Annotated in this window: 13 protein-coding genes and 1 tRNA gene; all 14 read left to right on the forward strand. The window is 54.7% G+C overall.

From position 1 onward, the window contains the following. On the forward strand, positions 1–191 hold a 191-nt coding region (locus ABWV76_RS21750; protein WP_502914819.1), incomplete at its 5' end, for an EF-Tu C-terminal domain-related protein. A 101-nt stretch (positions 192–292) separates the two neighbouring features. Further along, positions 293–368: transfer RNA gene (locus ABWV76_RS21755), tRNA-Trp, on the forward strand. Positions 369–485: 117 nt separating this feature from the next. Beyond that, positions 486–854, forward strand: coding sequence for a preprotein translocase subunit SecE (gene secE, locus ABWV76_RS21760; RefSeq protein WP_020411128.1), 369 nt, complete (start codon positions 486–488; stop codon positions 852–854). 10 nt (positions 855–864) lie between these two features. Continuing rightward, entirely contained in the window at positions 865–1,398 is a 534-nt protein-coding gene (nusG, locus tag ABWV76_RS21765; RefSeq protein WP_026304859.1) for a transcription termination/antitermination protein NusG, read from the forward strand. 158 nt (positions 1,399–1,556) lie between these two features. Continuing rightward, on the forward strand, positions 1,557–1,988 hold the full coding sequence (gene rplK / locus ABWV76_RS21770) for a 50S ribosomal protein L11 (RefSeq protein WP_020411126.1): 432 nt from the start codon (positions 1,557–1,559) through the stop codon (positions 1,986–1,988). After that, a complete protein-coding gene (rplA, locus tag ABWV76_RS21775; protein WP_353377270.1) occupies positions 1,989–2,684 on the forward strand; it encodes a 50S ribosomal protein L1 in 696 nt (231 codons plus the stop codon). It begins immediately after the preceding gene. Positions 2,685–2,964: 280 nt separating this feature from the next. Further along, the gene (gene rplJ / locus ABWV76_RS21780) at positions 2,965–3,459 is read left to right on the forward strand and encodes a 50S ribosomal protein L10 (RefSeq protein WP_020411124.1); all 495 of its coding nucleotides are present in this window, start codon (positions 2,965–2,967) and stop codon (positions 3,457–3,459) included. A 77-nt stretch (positions 3,460–3,536) separates the two neighbouring features. Next, positions 3,537–3,905 carry a 50S ribosomal protein L7/L12 gene (rplL, locus tag ABWV76_RS21785; RefSeq protein ID WP_020411123.1) on the forward strand — a complete coding sequence of 123 codons (369 nt, stop codon included), beginning with the start codon at positions 3,537–3,539 and terminating at the stop codon, positions 3,903–3,905. A 297-nt stretch (positions 3,906–4,202) separates the two neighbouring features. Continuing rightward, positions 4,203–8,276, forward strand: coding sequence for a DNA-directed RNA polymerase subunit beta (gene rpoB, locus ABWV76_RS21790; RefSeq protein WP_282951744.1), 4,074 nt, complete (start codon positions 4,203–4,205; stop codon positions 8,274–8,276). 131 nt (positions 8,277–8,407) lie between these two features. Continuing rightward, positions 8,408–12,637 (forward strand): DNA-directed RNA polymerase subunit beta', encoded by a 4,230-nt coding sequence (rpoC, locus tag ABWV76_RS21795; protein ID WP_020411121.1) that lies wholly within the window; start codon positions 8,408–8,410, stop codon positions 12,635–12,637. A gap of 249 nt (positions 12,638–12,886) precedes the next feature. Then, positions 12,887–13,261 carry a 30S ribosomal protein S12 gene (gene rpsL / locus ABWV76_RS21800; RefSeq protein ID WP_020411120.1) on the forward strand — a complete coding sequence of 125 codons (375 nt, stop codon included), beginning with the start codon at positions 12,887–12,889 and terminating at the stop codon, positions 13,259–13,261. Positions 13,262–13,371: 110 nt separating this feature from the next. Then, on the forward strand, positions 13,372–13,842 hold the full coding sequence (rpsG, locus tag ABWV76_RS21805) for a 30S ribosomal protein S7 (protein ID WP_020411119.1): 471 nt from the start codon (positions 13,372–13,374) through the stop codon (positions 13,840–13,842). A 90-nt stretch (positions 13,843–13,932) separates the two neighbouring features. Continuing rightward, complete coding sequence (gene fusA / locus ABWV76_RS21810; protein ID WP_020411118.1) at positions 13,933–16,038, forward strand: elongation factor G; 2,106 nt, start codon at positions 13,933–13,935, stop codon at positions 16,036–16,038. 75 nt (positions 16,039–16,113) lie between these two features. Continuing rightward, the coding region (gene tuf, locus ABWV76_RS21815; protein WP_353377271.1) for an elongation factor Tu at positions 16,114–17,005 on the forward strand (892 nt) is incomplete at its 3' end.

A 17,005-nucleotide genomic window follows, 5' to 3' on the forward strand; every position in this document is an offset into this window, starting at 1 on the left:
ACTTCCGTACTACCGACGTAACTGGTGCGGTAGAGCTGCCGGAAGGTACTGAAATGGTAATGCCGGGCGACAACATTCAAATGGTTGTTACCCTGATCGCTCCGATCGCCATGGAAGACGGCCTGCGTTTCGCTATTCGCGAAGGTGGTCGTACCGTAGGTGCGGGCGTTGTTGCTAAGATCATCGAGTAATCTTTGATCTTCGTGCCGCCGAGGTTCCTTGGCGGTGCACCAGATGAGAGGGCAGGCTATAGTCCTCTCCATCTTCGAGTGTTAAAGCACTCGTGATGTACAGGCCAGTAGTTCAATTGGTAGAGCACCGGTCTCCAAAACCGGCTGTTGGGGGTTCGAGTCCCTCCTGGCCTGCCATTTTCAATCACTCCGCTTAGGATAAGCTTAGGGGTGTCGCGAAACCCTGCTTATGAGTGGGGCTTTTGTGTTTTTGAGCACTAGGGGCTTATCTGTAGTGCGCTAAGGGCTTCATATATGAATGCTAAAGCAGAAGCGAAAACCTTTCGTCTTGACGGCCTAAAGTGGCTGCTGATAGTGCTGTTGGTTGGCGGTGCTGTCGCGGGCAACTCTTATTATGCCGAATTCCCCTTGATCTACCGCGTGTTGGCAGTTACTGCCATCTGCTTGGTCGCTCTGGTTGTGGCAGTAAATACCGCCAAAGGCAATGCTCTCTGGCAACTGTTGCGCGAGGCGCAAACCGAGGTCAGGCGCGTGGTTTGGCCGACCCGCCAAGAGGCAACCCAGACCACAGTGATTGTGGTGGTTTTTGTATTGATTATGGCGTTAATTCTCTGGGCGCTGGACTCCGCATTAGGTTGGGCGGCATCCAAACTCATCGGCTAAAGGTTGATACATGTCAAAGCATTGGTATGTGGTCCAGGCTTACTCGGGATATGAGAAGCGTGTTGCCAGCTCCCTAAAAGAGCGAATTGAGCTGCACGAAATGGATCACCTGTTTGGTGAAGTGCTGGTTCCCACCGAAGAAGTGGTGGAGATGCGAGCAGGACAGAAGCGTAAAAGTGAGCGTAAGTTCTTCCCCGGCTATGTTCTGGTGGAAATGGAACTGAATGATGATACCTGGCACCTGGTAAAAGAAACTCCACGTGTGCTCGGTTTTATCGGTGGTAAGGCGGATAGGCCGGCGCCTATTACCGATCGAGAGGCGCAGGCTATCCTGAATCGCATTGATGATTCTGTCGATAAGCCGAAGCCCAAAACACTGTTTGAGCCTGGCGAAATGGTTCGGGTTATCGACGGTCCGTTTAATGATTTCAATGGTGTGGTTGAAGAAGTTAACTACGAGAAGAGCCGCTTGCGCGTAGCAGTGTTGATTTTCGGACGCTCCACCCCGGTTGAGCTGGAATTTAGCCAGGTAGAAAAGACCTGATTCCAGTATATTTTTTTGCCCTCTTTCGCCGCGAGGTGGAAGGGGGTTTTCGCGTCCCCGAAAAATAAGTTTTATTTTTGGGGTTTTGGGGAGCCGGTTCCTTTGATCATAGTGGTTAGTTGGAATGGGCGTTACCACCCATCTAGAGGAGAGCTGTAATGGCTAAGAAAGTAGAAGCTTATATCAAGCTACAAGTTAAGGCCGGTCAGGCCAATCCAAGTCCACCCGTAGGTCCTGCACTGGGTCAGCACGGCGTGAACATCATGGAATTCTGTAAGGCGTTCAATGCCCAGACCCAGAGCCTCGAGCCAGGTCTGCCAGTGCCGGTTGTGATCTCTGTTTACAGTGATCGCTCCTTCACCTTCATTATGAAATCTCCGCCTGCCGCGGTCCTGCTGCGCAAGGCTGCCAAGATCAAGAGCGGTTCCGGTCGTCCTAATACCGACAAGGTGGGCAAGGTTACCCGTGCTCAGCTGGAAGAGATCGTGGAAATGAAGAAAGCCGACCTGACTGCATCCGACATGGACGCGGCCGTGCGCACCATCGCCGGTTCCGCACGCAGTGCCGGTATCGAAGTGGAGGGTCTCTAAGTGGCTAAATTGAGCAAGCGTCAGCGCGCTATCGCTGAGAAAGTGGAAGCTGGCAAGGCTTATGGCATTGAAGAAGCTGTTGCCCTGCTGAAAGAGCTGTCCAGCGTTAAGTTTGCAGAGACTGTAGACGCCTCTGTAAACCTGGGCATCGACCCGCGTAAATCCGACCAGGCTGTTCGTGGTGCGACCACTCTGCCGCACGGTACCGGTAAAGAAGTTCGCGTAGCTGTTTTCACCCAGGGTGCAAATGCTGACGCCGCTAAGGAAGCGGGCGCTGACCTGATCGGTATGGATGAGCTGGCTGCCGATGTTAAAGCCGGCAAGATGGACTTCGACGTAGTAATCGCTTCTCCGGATGCGATGCGCGTAGTTGGCCAGCTGGGTCAAATCCTCGGCCCGCGTGGCCTGATGCCGAACCCGAAGACTGGCACTGTAACTCCAGACGTTGCCACTGCTGTTAAGAATGCCAAAGCTGGTCAGGTGCGTTTCCGCGCTGACAAAGGCGGCATCATCCACGGCGGTATCGGCAAGGTAGCTTTCGATGCAAATGCACTGAAAGAAAACCTGGAAGCCCTGGTTGCCGACCTGAAGAAAGCCAAGCCGGCTTCCGCTAAGGGCGTGTACCTGAAGAAGATCACCTTGAGCACCACTATGGGCCCGGGCCTGGTTATCGACCAGTCTTCTCTGACCATCTAATTATGGCAGTGCAGCCCTCTGGGGCTGTATGCCGAAATGAACTTTGGGGTCCACTTGATGCTTCGGCAGAAATGTGGGCCGTCAAAGACCGTAGGTGCCCGGTGCGTTGAGGTTTAACGTGTCTGGCTTAATCCAAACCTCGGCCAGGTTGGTCGCTAAGAGGTTTGAGCCTACGCAGACGGTGTCGCCCAAACCAGTATTTTTTACTGGATTTGAGCTTTATGCACCGGAACGGATCGGACGGTTAAGTCCGATTTTTTTCAAATCCAGGAGTGACACTATGGCTATTGGACTCGAAGACAAGAAAGCGATTGTCGCAGATGTCCAGCAAGCTGCTGAGGGTGCTCTGTCTGCGGTAGTTGCGGATTCCCGCGGCGTAACCGTGAATGACATGACTGCCCTGCGCAAAGAGGCTCGCGAGAACGGCGTTTGGTTAAAAGTCGTCCGCAATACTCTGGCGCGTCGCGCTCTGGCAGGAACCGATTACGAATGTCTGACCGACAAATTCGTAGGTCCCAGCATCATTGCATTTTCCAACGAACACCCGGGTGCCGGCGCGCGCATCCTGAGCCAGTTCGCCAAGGGCAATGACAAGCTGGAACTGAAAGGTGCTGCCTTCGAAGGCGCGATCACCGACGTCGCACTGTTGGCAAGCCTGCCGACATACGACGAGGCGATCGCCAAACTGATGAGCGTGTTGAAAGAAGCATCTGCTGGCAAGCTGGTTCGCACTATTGCGGCCGTTCGCGACCAAAAAGAGCAGGAAGCTGCATAATTTTTTCGCAAGAGCGAATCGCAGCTTCAAAACGAAATACGAGCAGCTACTGCTCAAACCAATTCAGGTAATGACTCATGTCTCTGACTAAAGAAGATATCATCAACGCTGTTGCTGAAATGTCCGTTAAGGACGTTGTTGAGCTGATCGAAGCGATGGAAGAGAAGTTCGGTGTAACTGCTGCTGCAGCAGTTGTAGCCGGTCCGGCTGGCGGCGAAGCTGCTGCTGAAGAGAAGGACTCTTTCGACGTGATCCTGACCTCTGCAGGCGACAAGAAAGTGAACGTGATTAAAGCTGTTCGCGGCATCACTGGCCTGGGCCTGAAAGAAGCCAAGGCATTGGTTGACGGCGCTCCGAGCCCGCTGAAAGAAGGCGCAACCAAAGACGAAGCTGAAGCCGCTAAGAAAGAGCTGGAAGAAGCTGGCGCAACTGTAGAACTGAAGTAATTCAGTTGTTGCGATTCCCGCTAGCAGTCGCGTAAAGCGGCAGGTAGCGGTAAGGCTGGTGGACTTTGTCCGCCGGCCTTTTTGCCGTTTGCGGTACTGAGGTTTTTAGTGGTGCCGGCGGAAGGAAAAACCGTGGCAAACCTCATTTAACCATAGCGCAGCCATGCTGCCTAAAAGCAAGCGGAGAGGTTTCTGATCAGTACAGCCCAAACTGTGTTGCTCAGAGGCTTCTCGCCCGGAGGAACTCCCGAATGGAGTTCCACGAAGTCTTGTCACTGATCAAGCTGGGGAATTTGAATGGCTTACTCATATACTGAGAAAAAACGTATCCGCAAGGATTTTGGCAAACTGCCTAAGGTCATGGATGTGCCCTTCCTGCTTGCGATACAGCTGGATTCATATCGCAATTTTACACAGGCCGACAAGCGCCCAGATGACCGCCTGGATGTTGGCCTGCAGGCGGCGTTTAAATCTGTATTTCCAATTGTCAGCTATTCCGGCAATGCCGCCCTGGAGTACGTGAGCTATACGCTGGGTAAGCCGGCTTTTGATGTAAAAGAGTGCACCCTGCGCGGTGTCACTTACGCGTGCCCACTGCGCGTGCGAGTACGCCTGATTATTTACGATAAAGAGTCTGCGAATAAGTCCATCAAGGACATCAAAGAGCAGGAAGTGTACATGGGCGAAATCCCGCTCATGACCGACAACGGTACTTTTGTAATCAATGGTACTGAGCGGGTAATCGTATCCCAGTTACACCGTTCCCCGGGTGTATTTTTCGATCACGACAAAGGCAAGACTCACTCCTCCGGTAAGCTGTTGTACGCCGCACGAGTTATCCCTTACCGTGGATCCTGGTTGGATTTCGAGTTCGACCCGAAAGATCTGGTATTCGTACGTATCGACCGTCGCCGCAAACTGCCAGCGACGATTCTGTTGCGTGCACTGGGTTATAGTTCCCAGGAAATGCTGGAGATGTTCTTCGAGACCAGCAGGTTTGAGCTGCACGAGGATCACGTCAGCCTGGAACTGATCCCTTCTCGCTTGCGTGGTGACGTTGCCTCCTTTGATATCAAAGATGACCAGGGCAAGGTGATTGTGGAAGAGGGGCGTCGTATCACTCCGCGCCACATTCGCCAGCTGGAAAAGGCCGGTGTTGAGAAACTGGAAGCACCCCTGGAGTACCTGTTTGGCCGCACCTTGGCCCACGATATTGTCGATGAATCCACCGGCGAAATTGCGGTCGAGTGTAATACCGAGATCACTGCAGAAGTGATCGCGCAGTTGCGTGTGCTGAATATCAAGCAGTTCGATACTCTGTACACCAATGACCTGGACCGGGGACCGTTTATCTCCGATACCCTGCGTGCAGAGCCCTCCCGCACTCAGCTGGAAGCGCTGGTGGAGATCTACCGCATGATGCGCCCGGGAGAGCCACCTACCAAGGAATCTGCGGAGTCCCTGTTCGAGAACCTGTTCTTTACCGACGAGCGCTATGACCTGTCTGCGGTTGGCCGCATGAAGTTCAACCGCCGCCTGGGCCGTGAAGATGAAACAGGCCAGGGCACCCTGAGCAAAGAAGATATCGTTGATGTGCTGAAAATGTTGATCGATATCCGCAACGGACAGGGTATGGTGGACGATATTGACCACCTGGGTAACCGTCGCGTGCGTTCCGTAGGTGAGATGGCTGAAAACCAGTTCCGCGTTGGCCTGGTGCGTGTTGAGCGCGCGGTCAAAGAGCGCCTGTCCATGGCAGAGTCTGAAGGCCTGATGCCGCAAGACCTGATCAACGCCAAGCCGGTAGCAGCTGCCGTTAAAGAGTTTTTCGGTTCCTCACAGCTGTCTCAGTTTATGGACCAGAACAACCCGCTGTCGGAAGTTACCCACAAGCGCCGTGTTTCCGCATTGGGCCCGGGCGGCCTGACGCGCGAGCGCGCCGGCTTTGAGGTACGAGACGTACACCCTACGCACTACGGCCGCGTATGTCCTATTGAAACACCGGAAGGACCGAACATCGGTCTGATTAACTCCCTGGCGACTTACGCCCGTGCCAACCACTATGGCTTCCTTGAGAGCGCCTACCGCAAAGTGGTTGATGGCAAGGTTACCGACGAAATCGAGTACCTGTCTGCGATTAACGAGGCCAACTACGTAATTGCCCAGGCGTCTGCTGCTGTTGATGATGAAGGCAATTTCACCGATGACCTGGTGAGCGTGCGTCACCAAAATGAATTCGCCCTGAAAGCGCCGGGTGAAATTCAGTATATGGATGTATCCGCTAAGCAGGTGGTTTCTGTAGCTGCGGCAATGATTCCTTTCCTTGAGCACGATGACGCCAACCGTGCATTGATGGGATCGAACATGCAACGCCAGGCGGTTCCAACCCTGCGTGCTGAAAAGCCGTTGGTGGGTACCGGTATGGAACGCACTGTGGCGCGTGACTCCGGTGTGTGTGTGGTAGCCAAGCGCGGCGGTGTGATTGAGCGTGTAGATTCCAGCCGCGTTGTAGTGCGAGTGGCTGATGCTGAGGTTGAAGCCGGTGATGCAGGTGTGGATATCTACAACCTGACCAAGTACATCCGCTCCAACCAGAATACCTGTATTAACCAACGCCCGATCGTAAGCACCGGTGATCGCGTTGAGCGCGGTGACATTCTTGCCGATGGCCCGTCTGTTGATCTGGGTGAGCTGGCACTGGGCCAGAATATGCGCATCGCATTTATGCCCTGGAATGGCTACAACTTTGAGGACTCCATCCTTATCAGTGAGCGTGTTGTACAGGAAGACCGCTTCACCACCATCCATATTCAGGAGCTGACCTGTATTGCCCGTGATACCAAGTTGGGCAGTGAGGAAATCACCGCGGATATTCCTAACGTGGGTGAGTCTGCGCTGAATAAACTGGATGAATCCGGCATCGTGTATATCGGTGCGGAAGTGGGCCCCGGCGATATTCTGGTGGGCAAGGTAACTCCGAAAGGTGAAGCACAGCTGACTCCGGAAGAGAAGCTGCTGCGCGCAATCTTCGGTGAGAAAGCCTCCGACGTTAAGGACACCTCCCTGCGTGCGCCTAGCGGCACCCGCGGTACCGTGATCGATGTACAGGTGTTTACCCGCGACGGTCTGCAAAAAGACCAGCGTTCCATCGATATCGAGAAAGCCCAGTTGGATGAGGTTCGCAAGGACCTGAATGAAGAATACCGCATCGTTGAAGCCGCTACTTTTGAGCGCTTGCAGAACGCATTGCAAGGCCAGAAAGCCGCTGGTGGTAAAGGTATCAGCAAAGGTCAGGAACTGACTGCTGAAGTGCTGGGTGCGCTGCCACGCGAAGACTGGTTCAAGCTGCGTATGGAAGAAGAAGGCTTGAATGATCAGCTGGAAAAGGCGGAAGCTCAGTTGAAAGAGCGCCGTAAGCTGCTGGACGAAGCCTTCGAAGACAAGAAGAAGAAACTGGAGTCCGGCGATGACCTGGCTCCAGGCGTATTGAAAATCGTTAAGGTCTACCTGGCGATCAAGCGCCGCATCCAGCCGGGCGACAAGATGGCCGGTCGCCATGGTAACAAGGGTGTGATCTCCGTAATCAAGCCCGTTGAGGATATGCCTTACGACCAAAACGGTGAGCCGGTAGACATCGTTCTGAATCCACTGGGGGTTCCCTCGCGGATGAACGTCGGGCAGGTTCTGGAAATGCACTTGGGCATGGCGGCTAAAGGCCTCGGCGTCAAAGTCGACAAGATGATTAAGGAGCAGCAGGAAATTGCCAAGGTACGCGGTTTCCTGGAAGAGGTTTACAACTCCACCGGTGGTCGCCGTGAGGAGCTGGAAACCCTGTCCGATGAGGAAGTCATGGGAATGGCGCACAACCTGCGTCGCGGTGTGCCTATGGCAACTCCCGTATTCGACGGTGCCGATGAGAGCGAAATCAAGCAATTGCTCCGCCTTGCGGATATCCCAGATTCCGGACAGATTACTCTGCACGACGGCCGTACAGGCGATGCCTTTGAACGTCCTGTGACTGTGGGCTACATGTACATGCTCAAGCTGAACCACCTGGTGGACGACAAGATGCACGCGCGTTCCACTGGTTCCTACAGCCTGGTTACCCAGCAGCCACTCGGCGGTAAGGCCCAGTTCGGTGGTCAGCGTTTCGGGGAGATGGAGGTCTGGGCACTGGAAGCTTACGGTGCGGCTTACACCCTGCAGGAAATGCTCACAGTTAAATCCGATGACGTGGAAGGTCGTACCAAGATGTACAAAAACATCGTGGACTCTGACCACCGTATGGAGCCCGGCATGCCGGAATCCTTCAACGTACTGGTTAAGGAAATCCGTTCTCTCGGTATGAACTTCGAGCTCGAGCACGAGTAAGACCGATTTGTGCAGCAGCCTGTTAGCAGGCGAATTGAGACAAGTGCCGGCGCCCCTGAATGCAGTAGGGCACCGGCCCACCCGGCACAGCTTGTCTGCCGGGTTGACTATCCCCTAGTGGAGGAAAGGCCTTGAAAGATTTATTAAATCTGGTGAAGTCCCAGGAGCACCTGGAAGAGTTTGATGCGATCCGCATCGGTCTGGCCTCGCCGGACATGATTCGCTCCTGGTCCTACGGCGAAGTGAAGAAGCCGGAGACCATTAACTATCGTACCTTCAAGCCAGAGCGCGAAGGTTTGTTCTGTGCCAAGATCTTTGGTCCAGTGAAGGATTACGAGTGCTTGTGCGGTAAGTACAAGCGCATGAAGCATCGCGGCATTATCTGTGAGAAGTGTGGCGTTGAAGTTACCAAGGCCAAAGTGCGCCGTGAGCGTATGGGCCACATTGAGCTGGCTAGCCCGGTTGCGCATATCTGGTTCCTGAAATCCCTGCCGTCCCGTATCGGCCTGCTGCTGGATATGACCCTGCGTGATATCGAGCGTGTGCTGTATTTTGAATCCTACGTGGTAACCGAGCCCGGCATGACCACCCTGGAGCGCGGCCAGCTGCTAAATGACGAGCAGTACTTCGAGGCGATGGAAGAATTCGCCGATGAGTTCGAAGCAAAGATGGGTGCCGAAGCGATCCAGGAGTTGATGAGTGACATCGAATTGCCTGCTGAGATTCAGCGTCTGCGTGAAGAGATCCCGGCTACCAACTCCGAGACCAAGATCAAGAAACTGTCCAAGCGCCTGAAGCTGCTGGAAGCTTTCTACAAGTCCGGCAATAACCCCGAGTGGATGGTAATGCAGGCACTGCCTGTTCTGCCGCCGGATCTGCGCCCACTGGTACCGTTGGATGGTGGCCGCTTTGCGACCTCCGATCTGAACGACCTCTACCGCCGTGTGATTAACCGTAACAACCGCCTGAAGCGCCTGCTCGAGTTGAATGCGCCAGATATTATCGTGCGCAACGAAAAGCGTATGCTGCAGGAATCTGTGGATGCGCTGTTGGATAATGGTCGCCGCGGCCGTGCCATCACTGGCTCTAACAAGCGCCCGCTGAAGTCCCTGGCGGACATGATTAAAGGTAAGCAAGGTCGTTTCCGTCAGAACCTGCTGGGTAAGCGTGTTGACTATTCCGGTCGTTCCGTAATTGTGGTCGGTCCGACCCTGCGCCTGCACCAGTGTGGCCTGCCCAAGAAAATGGCGTTGGAGCTGTTCAAACCGTTTATTTTCGGCAAGCTCGAAGCCCGAGGCCTGGCCACCACCATCAAAGCTGCCAAGAAAATGGTAGAGCGCGAGGAAGCGGTCGTTTGGGATATTCTCGACGAAGTTATCCGCGAGCACCCGGTACTGCTTAACCGTGCCCCGACACTTCACCGTCTGGGTATCCAGGCGTTTGAGCCGGTACTGATTGAAGGTAAAGCAATCCAGCTGCACCCGCTGGTTTGTGCCGCCTATAACGCCGACTTCGACGGCGACCAGATGGCGGTACACGTACCGCTGACTATTGAAGCGCAGCTGGAATCCCGCGCGCTGATGATGTCCACCAACAATATCCTGTCGCCCGCGAACGGTGAACCGATCATCGTACCTTCCCAGGACGTGGTACTGGGTCTGTATTGGATGACCCGTGAGCGTGTGAATGATAGAGGCGAGGGCATGTTCTTCTCCGATATCAAGGAAGTGAGCCGCGCCTTCTACGCCAAGCAGGTTGGCCTGCAGGCGAAAGTCAAGGTGCGCATCCGCGAGAAGATTCTTGGTGAGGATGGGGAGAAGCACGAGAGTATCTCTGTACAGGATACCACTGTCGGCCGTGCGCTGCTTTGGAACATCGTACCGGAAGGCCTACCGTTCGAGCTGGTTAACCAGCCGATGAAAAAGAAATCCATTTCTCGTGTGCTTAACGAGTGCTACCGCAAGGTAGGCCTGAAGGCGACAGTTATTTTCGCTGACCAGCTGATGTACACCGGTTTCGATTTCTCTACAAAGTCCGGCTCCTCCATTGGTGTGAATGACTTTGAAATCCCAGCTGCCAAGGCCGACCTGATCGGCGCTGCTGAAGCTGAAGTAAAAGAGATTGAAAGCCAGTTTGCTTCTGGTCTGGTAACCCAGGGTGAGAAGTACAACAAGGTTATCGATGTTTGGTCCCGTACCAACGATAAGGTAACCCAGGCAATGATGGCGGGGATCAAGAAAGAGAAGGTGATCGATCGCGAGGGTAAAGAAGCCGAGCAGGATTCCTTCAACTCTGTATACATGTACGCCGACTCAGGCGCACGGGGTTCTGAGGCGCAGATTCGCCAGCTCGCTGGTATGCGTGGTCTGATGGCTCGTCCAGATGGTTCCATTATTGAGAACGCCATTACCGCGAACTTCCGTGAAGGTCTGACTGTACAGCAGTACTTCATCTCGACCCACGGTGCTCGTAAAGGTCTGGCGGATACCGCACTGAAAACCGCTAACTCCGGTTACCTGACTCGCCGCCTGGTGGATGTTGCTCAAGACGTGGTAATCACTGAAGTGGATTGTGGCACCGATGATGGTCTGACAATGGCGCCGGTAATTGAGGGTGGTGACGTAATCGAGTCTCTCGGTGACCGTATCCTCGGCCGTGTTGTAGCCCGTGATGTCCTCAAGCCTGGTAGCGATGAAATTGCCGTTCCCGCTGGCACTATGATCGACGAGAAGTGGGTAGAGCGCATCGAAGCCATGGGTATCGATGAGGTTCTGGTTCGCTCCCCGATCAGCTGTACCACCGCCCACGGTATTTGTGCCCAGTGTTACGGTCGTGACCTGGCCCGTGGCCACCGCGCCAACCCAGGTGAGTCTGTGGGTGTTGTTGCCGCACAGTCTATCGGTGAGCCGGGCACTCAGCTGACCATGCGTACCTTCCACATTGGTGGTGCTGCGAGCCGTGCTTCTGCAGCGGACAGTATTCAGGTGAAGCTGGGCGGTACCGTACGCCTGCACAATGTGAAGACAGTGAAAACCGAAGCTGGCACTCTGGTAGCGGTTTCCCGCTCCGGTGAGTTGGCTATTGCTGATGGTGCTGGCCGCGAGCGTGAGCGCTATAAGCTGCCTTACGGCGCTGTGATCAGCGTTTACGAAGGTGCTGAGGTAGACGGTGGCCAGATCGTGGCCAAGTGGGATCCGCACACCCACCCGATCATCACCGAGGTTGCCGGTTGGGTGAAGCTGTCCGGTATGGAAGACGGTCTCTCTATTCGCAAGCAGACCGATGATATTACCGGTCTGTCCTCTATTGAGGTAATCGATCCGGCCGAGCGTCCGGCAGCGGGTAAAGACCTGCGTCCTGCAGTAACCCTGGTTGATGAAAATGGCGAAGAGCTGACTCTGGCTAACAGTAATGCGCCGGCGCACTACGCATTGCCGCCGCGCGCCATCCTCAGTCTGGCTGAAGGCAAACAAGTGAACGTGGGTGACGTTATCGCGCGTATTCCGCAGGAATCCGGTGGTACCAAGGATATCACCGGTGGTCTGCCGCGCGTTGCCGACCTGTTCGAGGCCCGTAAGCCGAAAGAGCCGTCTATCCTGGCGGAAATCTCCGGTACTGTTTCCTTCGGTAAAGAGACCAAGGGCAAGGTTCGTCTGCAGATTACTCCGCGCGACGGCAAGCCTCTGGCCAACGGTAAGGATCACTATGAGGTTCTGATTCCGAAGCACCGTCAGCTGACTGTGTTCGAGGGTGAAACCGTAGAAAAGGGTGAGGTTATCTCTGATGGCCCGTCAAACCCGCATGACATCCTGCGCCTGAAAGGTGTGGAAGAGCTGGCACGCTACATCACCAATGAGATCCAGGAAGTTTACCGTCTCCAGGGTGTAGGCATTAACGATAAGCACATCGAGACGATTGTGCGTCAGATGCTGCGTAAAGTGGAGATCACCGAGATGGGTGACTCCGGCTTTATTAAGGGCGATCAGGTTGAATACCAACGCGTGATAGAAGAGAACGAACAGCTGCGTGCCGAAAACAAGCAGCCTGCGCAATTCGAGCGTCTGTTGCTGGGTATCACTAAAGCCTCTTTGGCCACCGAGTCCTTCCTGTCGGCGGCTTCGTTCCAGGAGACTACTCGCGTTCTAACTGAAGCGGCGGTAACCGGCAAGGAAGACAGCCTGCGCGGTCTGAAAGAGAACGTAGTAGTGGGTCGCCTGATTCCGGCAGGTACTGGTCTGGCCTACCACAGCGAGCGCAAGCGCAAGCGCAGCCTGCAGTTGGAAGAGAGCTTCAGTGAAGGTCCTTCCGCAGCAGAGGTGGAAGCGGCCTTGACCGAGGCCTTGAAGTCCTCTGGCGAATAAGGTGTATTCCCACTCTGCCTTGCCGGCGGAGTGGGGTATATCCAGGCATTTCGATGCCGAGTGAGATTGGCGACTGTCTGTGATGTAAGCACTTACTTCCGTCGCCGATTGACTAGGCGGGTTGTCGCTTATAGAATGCGGCCCCCGCTGATGTGGGGTGTTTCGTCCGGCCTTCGAGTCGGCGCTACACACAGACGACAGGCCCTCACTGTAAGAGGTGGGGGCATTTTATTTTTGGAGTGATTTTTAATGGCAACGATCAACCAGTTGGTTCGTAAGCCGAGAAAACGCAAAGTCGAAAAAAGCGACGTTCCCGCTCTGCAGGCCAGCCCGCAGCGTCGTGGAGTTTGCACTCGCGTGTACACCACTACACCGAAGAAGCCGAACTCCGCACTGCGCAAAGTTTGCCGTGTGCGTCTCACCAACGGTTTCGAAGTAACTTCGTACATCGGTGGTGAAGGCCACAACCTGCAGGAGCACAGCGTGGTACTGATTCGCGGCGGTCGTGTAAAAGACCTGCCGGGTGTGCGTTACCACACTGTACGCGGTGCACTTGACTGTGCCGGCGTAAACGACCGCAAGCAGGGCCGTTCTAAGTACGGCGCCAAGCGTCCTAAAGGTTAATCTCCTTTAACGATTTGCGTTTCGGTTTCCAACCGGAGTAAGGCTGAGCTCGCCGGACTGTAAGGTTTTACGGCGGCGTCTCAGAATAACCCTGAAGAGAGGCAATACCCATGCCGAGAAGACGAGTAGTCGCCAAGCGCGAAGTACTACCCGATCCCAAGTTCGGGAACGTCACCCTGGCCAAGTTCATGAACCATGTCATGATCAGCGGCAAGAAGTCAGTAGCAGAGCGTATCGTATACGGTGCCCTGGAGACTGTTTCTGAAAAAATGAACAAAGACCCTATCGAAGTATTTGAGGAGTCTTTGGAAAACATCGCGCCTATGGTGGAAGTTAAATCCCGCCGTGTTGGTGGTGCGACCTATCAGGTGCCTGTAGAAGTGCGCCCCTCGCGCCGTATGGCTCTGGCAATGCGTTGGTTGGTGGAGTTCTCCCGCAAGCGCGGCGAGAAGTCCATGGCTCAGCGCCTGGCCAATGAAATGATCGATGCAGCTCAGAACAAGGGCGGTGCGGTCAAGAAGCGTGAAGATGTACACCGCATGGCGGAAGCCAACAAGGCGTTCTCTCACTACCGCTTCTAAGTCTGATGATTACCAACATCGGAAATTAATACCGAAAGGCAGCACGGAAATTTCCAGGCTGCCTTTTGCCGTTATATCGAGGATACAACTGTGGCACGTAAAACGCCTATCGCACGTTACCGCAACATCGGTATCTGTGCACACGTAGACGCCGGTAAAACCACCACTACTGAGCGCGTACTTTTCTACACTGGTCTGTCCCACAAAATTGGTGAGGTGCACGAAGGCGCCGCAACCATGGACTGGATGGAGCAGGAGCAGGAGCGTGGTATTACCATCACTTCCGCTGCAACCACCTGTTTCTGGGCCGGCATGCAGCAGCAGTTCGACCAGCACCGCGTAAACATCATCGACACCCCGGGACACGTTGACTTCACCATTGAAGTAGAGCGCTCCCTGCGCGTACTCGACGGCGCGGTTGTTGTTCTGTGTGGTTCCTCTGGTGTTCAGCCTCAAACTGAAACCGTTTGGCGCCAGGCGAACAAATACGAAGTACCGCGCATGGTATTCGTCAACAAGATGGACCGCGCCGGTGCGAACTTCCGCAACGTTGTGAGCCAGCTGAAAGACCGTCTGAACGCAAACGCTGTACCGCTGCAAATGACCATCGGTGCTGAGGACGAGTTCAAGGGTGTTGTTGACCTGGTGAAGATGAAAGCCATCATCTGGAACGAAGCAGACCAGGGCATGACCTTTGAATACGCTGACATCCCCGCTGAGCTGCAGGACGAGTGCGACGAAATGCGCGAGTACCTGGTAGAAGCGGCGGCTGAAGCCAGCGAAGAGCTGATGGAGAAATACCTGGAAGAGGGTGAGCTGACCGAAGACGAGATCAAGGCAGCTATCCGCCAGCGTACTCTGGCCAACGAAATCGTTCCGGTTCTGGGCGGCTCCGCCTTCAAGAACAAGGGCGTACAAGCTGTACTGGACGCAGTTATCGAATACCTGCCGGCGCCGACTGAAGTTAAGGCGATCGAAGGTACTCTGGAAGACGGCGAAACCGTTGAGACCCGCGAAGCGGATGACGAGGCTCCGTTCGCCGCTCTGGCGTTCAAAATTGCTACCGATCCCTTCGTTGGCACCCTGACTTTCTTCCGTGTCTACTCCGGTAAGCTGGAGAGCGGTACTGCGGTATACAACTCCGTAAAAATGAAGAAAGAGCGCGTTGGCCGTATGGTGCAGATGCACTCCAACGACCGTCAGGAAATTAAAGAAGTATTGGCTGGCGACATCGCAGCTGCGATCGGTCTGAAGGATGTAACCACTGGTGACACCCTGTGTGCCGAGAGCAACAAGATTGTTCTGGAGCGTATGGAGTTCCCAGAGCCGGTAATTTCTGTTGCGGTTGAGCCCAAGTCCAAGCCGGACCAGGAAAAAATGGGTATTGCCCTCGGCAAGCTGGCCCAGGAAGACCCGTCTTTCCGTGTGAAGACCGACGAGGAAACCGGTCAGACCATCATCTCTGGTATGGGTGAGCTGCACCTGGACATCATCGTCGACCGTATGCGTCGCGAGTTCAACGTTGAAGCGAACATCGGTAAGCCTCAGGTTGCCTACCGTGAAGCGATCCGTAACACCTCTGAGATCGAAGGCAAGTTCGTTCGTCAGTCCGGTGGTCGTGGTCAGTTCGGTCACGTATGGGTGAAATTTGAGCCCGCTGAAGACGAGTCCCAGGAAGGTCTGGAATTTGTTAACGAAATCGTGGGCGGTGTTGTACCTAAGGAATACATCCCGGCGGTATCAAAAGGTATCGAAGAGCAGATGCAAAACGGTGTTCTGGCTGGCTACCCGCTGCTGGGCCTGAAGGCAACTCTGTACGACGGTTCCTACCACGATGTGGACTCCAGTGAAATGGCGTTTAAAATCGCCGGCTCCATGGCGACCAAGAAGCTGTCCTCTGTGGGCGGTGCAGTACTGCTTGAGCCGATGATGAAGGTGGAAGTGGTAACTCCGGAAGAGAACATGGGTGACGTGGTTGGTGACCTCAACCGTCGTCGTGGCCTCATCCAGGGTATGGAAGACAACCCCGCTGGTAAGGTTGTCAACGCGGAAGTACCTCTGGCAGAGATGTTCGGTTACGCAACCGACCTGCGTTCTGCTACTCAGGGCCGTGCTACCTACACCATGGAGTTCCTGAAGTACGCCGAAGCGCCGAAAAATGTTGCCGATGAGATCATCGCAAAGAACAAGGCCTAATTAACTTCTGCTCAAAAGGGCCTCAGTGAATGGCTGGGGCTTCTTTGGCAAACTTTTAGCTAGAGGACATCTAAGATGGCAAAAGAAAAGTTTGAACGTTCCAAGCCCCACGTGAACGTGGGCACCATCGGTCACGTTGACCACGGTAAAACCACCCTGACCGCTGCTCTGACCCGCGTATGTGCGGAAGTATGGGGCGGTGACGCTGTAGCTTTCGACGGTATCGACAATGCACCGGAAGAGCGTGAGCGCGGTATCACCATCGCTACCTCTCACGTTGAGTACGAGTCCCCGACTCGCCACTACGCGCACGTAGACTGCCCGGGACACGCCGACTACGTTAAGAACATGATCACCGGTGCTGCTCAGATGGACGGCGCTATCCTGGTATGTTCCGCAGCTGACGGCCCCATGCCGCAGACTCGTGAGCACATCCTGCTCTCCCGTCAGGTAGGTGTACCTTACATCGTTGTGTTCCTGAACAAAGCGGACATGGTAGACGACGAAGAGCTGCTCGAGCTGGTAGAGATGGAAGTTCGCGAACTTCTGGATCAGTACGAGTTCCCGGGTGACGACACTCCGATCATCGTTGGTTCTGCTCTGATGGCCCTGAACGGCGAAGACGACAACGAAATGGGTACCACCGCTGTTAAGAAGCTGGTTGAAACCCTGGACGAGTACATTCCTGAGCCAGAGCGCGCTGTAGACCTGCCGTTCCTGATGCCGATCGAAGACGTATTCTCTATCTCCGGCCGTGGTACCGTGGTAACCGGTCGTGTAGAGCGCGGTGTAATCCACACTGGCGACGAGATCGAGATCGTTGGTATCAAAGAGACCACCACTACCACCTGTACTGGTGTTGAGATGTTCCGCAAGCTGCTCGACGAAGGTCGTGCAGGTGAGAACATCGGCGCGCTGCTGCGCGGCACCAAGCGTGACGAAGTGGAGCGTGGTCAGGTACTGGCTA

The sequence above is a fragment of the Microbulbifer sp. NBRC 101763 genome, assembly GCF_040371615.1.
Taxonomy (GTDB): domain Bacteria; phylum Pseudomonadota; class Gammaproteobacteria; order Pseudomonadales; family Cellvibrionaceae; genus Microbulbifer; species Microbulbifer variabilis.

Excerpts from the sequence above, each read along its gene's own strand:
- secE (WP_020411128.1), top strand. The coding sequence starts at position 486 with ATGAATGCTAAAGCAGAAGCGAAAACCTTTCGTCTTGACGGCCTAAAG.
- nusG (WP_026304859.1), top strand. The coding sequence starts at position 865 with ATGTCAAAGCATTGGTATGTGGTCCAGGCTTACTCGGGATATGAGAAG.
- rplK (WP_020411126.1), top strand. The coding sequence starts at position 1,557 with ATGGCTAAGAAAGTAGAAGCTTATATCAAGCTACAAGTTAAGGCCGGT.
- rplJ (WP_020411124.1), top strand. The coding sequence starts at position 2,965 with ATGGCTATTGGACTCGAAGACAAGAAAGCGATTGTCGCAGATGTCCAG.
- rplL (WP_020411123.1), top strand. The coding sequence starts at position 3,537 with ATGTCTCTGACTAAAGAAGATATCATCAACGCTGTTGCTGAAATGTCC.
- rpoB (WP_282951744.1), top strand. The coding sequence starts at position 4,203 with ATGGCTTACTCATATACTGAGAAAAAACGTATCCGCAAGGATTTTGGC.
- rpsL (WP_020411120.1), top strand. The coding sequence starts at position 12,887 with ATGGCAACGATCAACCAGTTGGTTCGTAAGCCGAGAAAACGCAAAGTC.
- rpsG (WP_020411119.1), top strand. The coding sequence starts at position 13,372 with ATGCCGAGAAGACGAGTAGTCGCCAAGCGCGAAGTACTACCCGATCCC.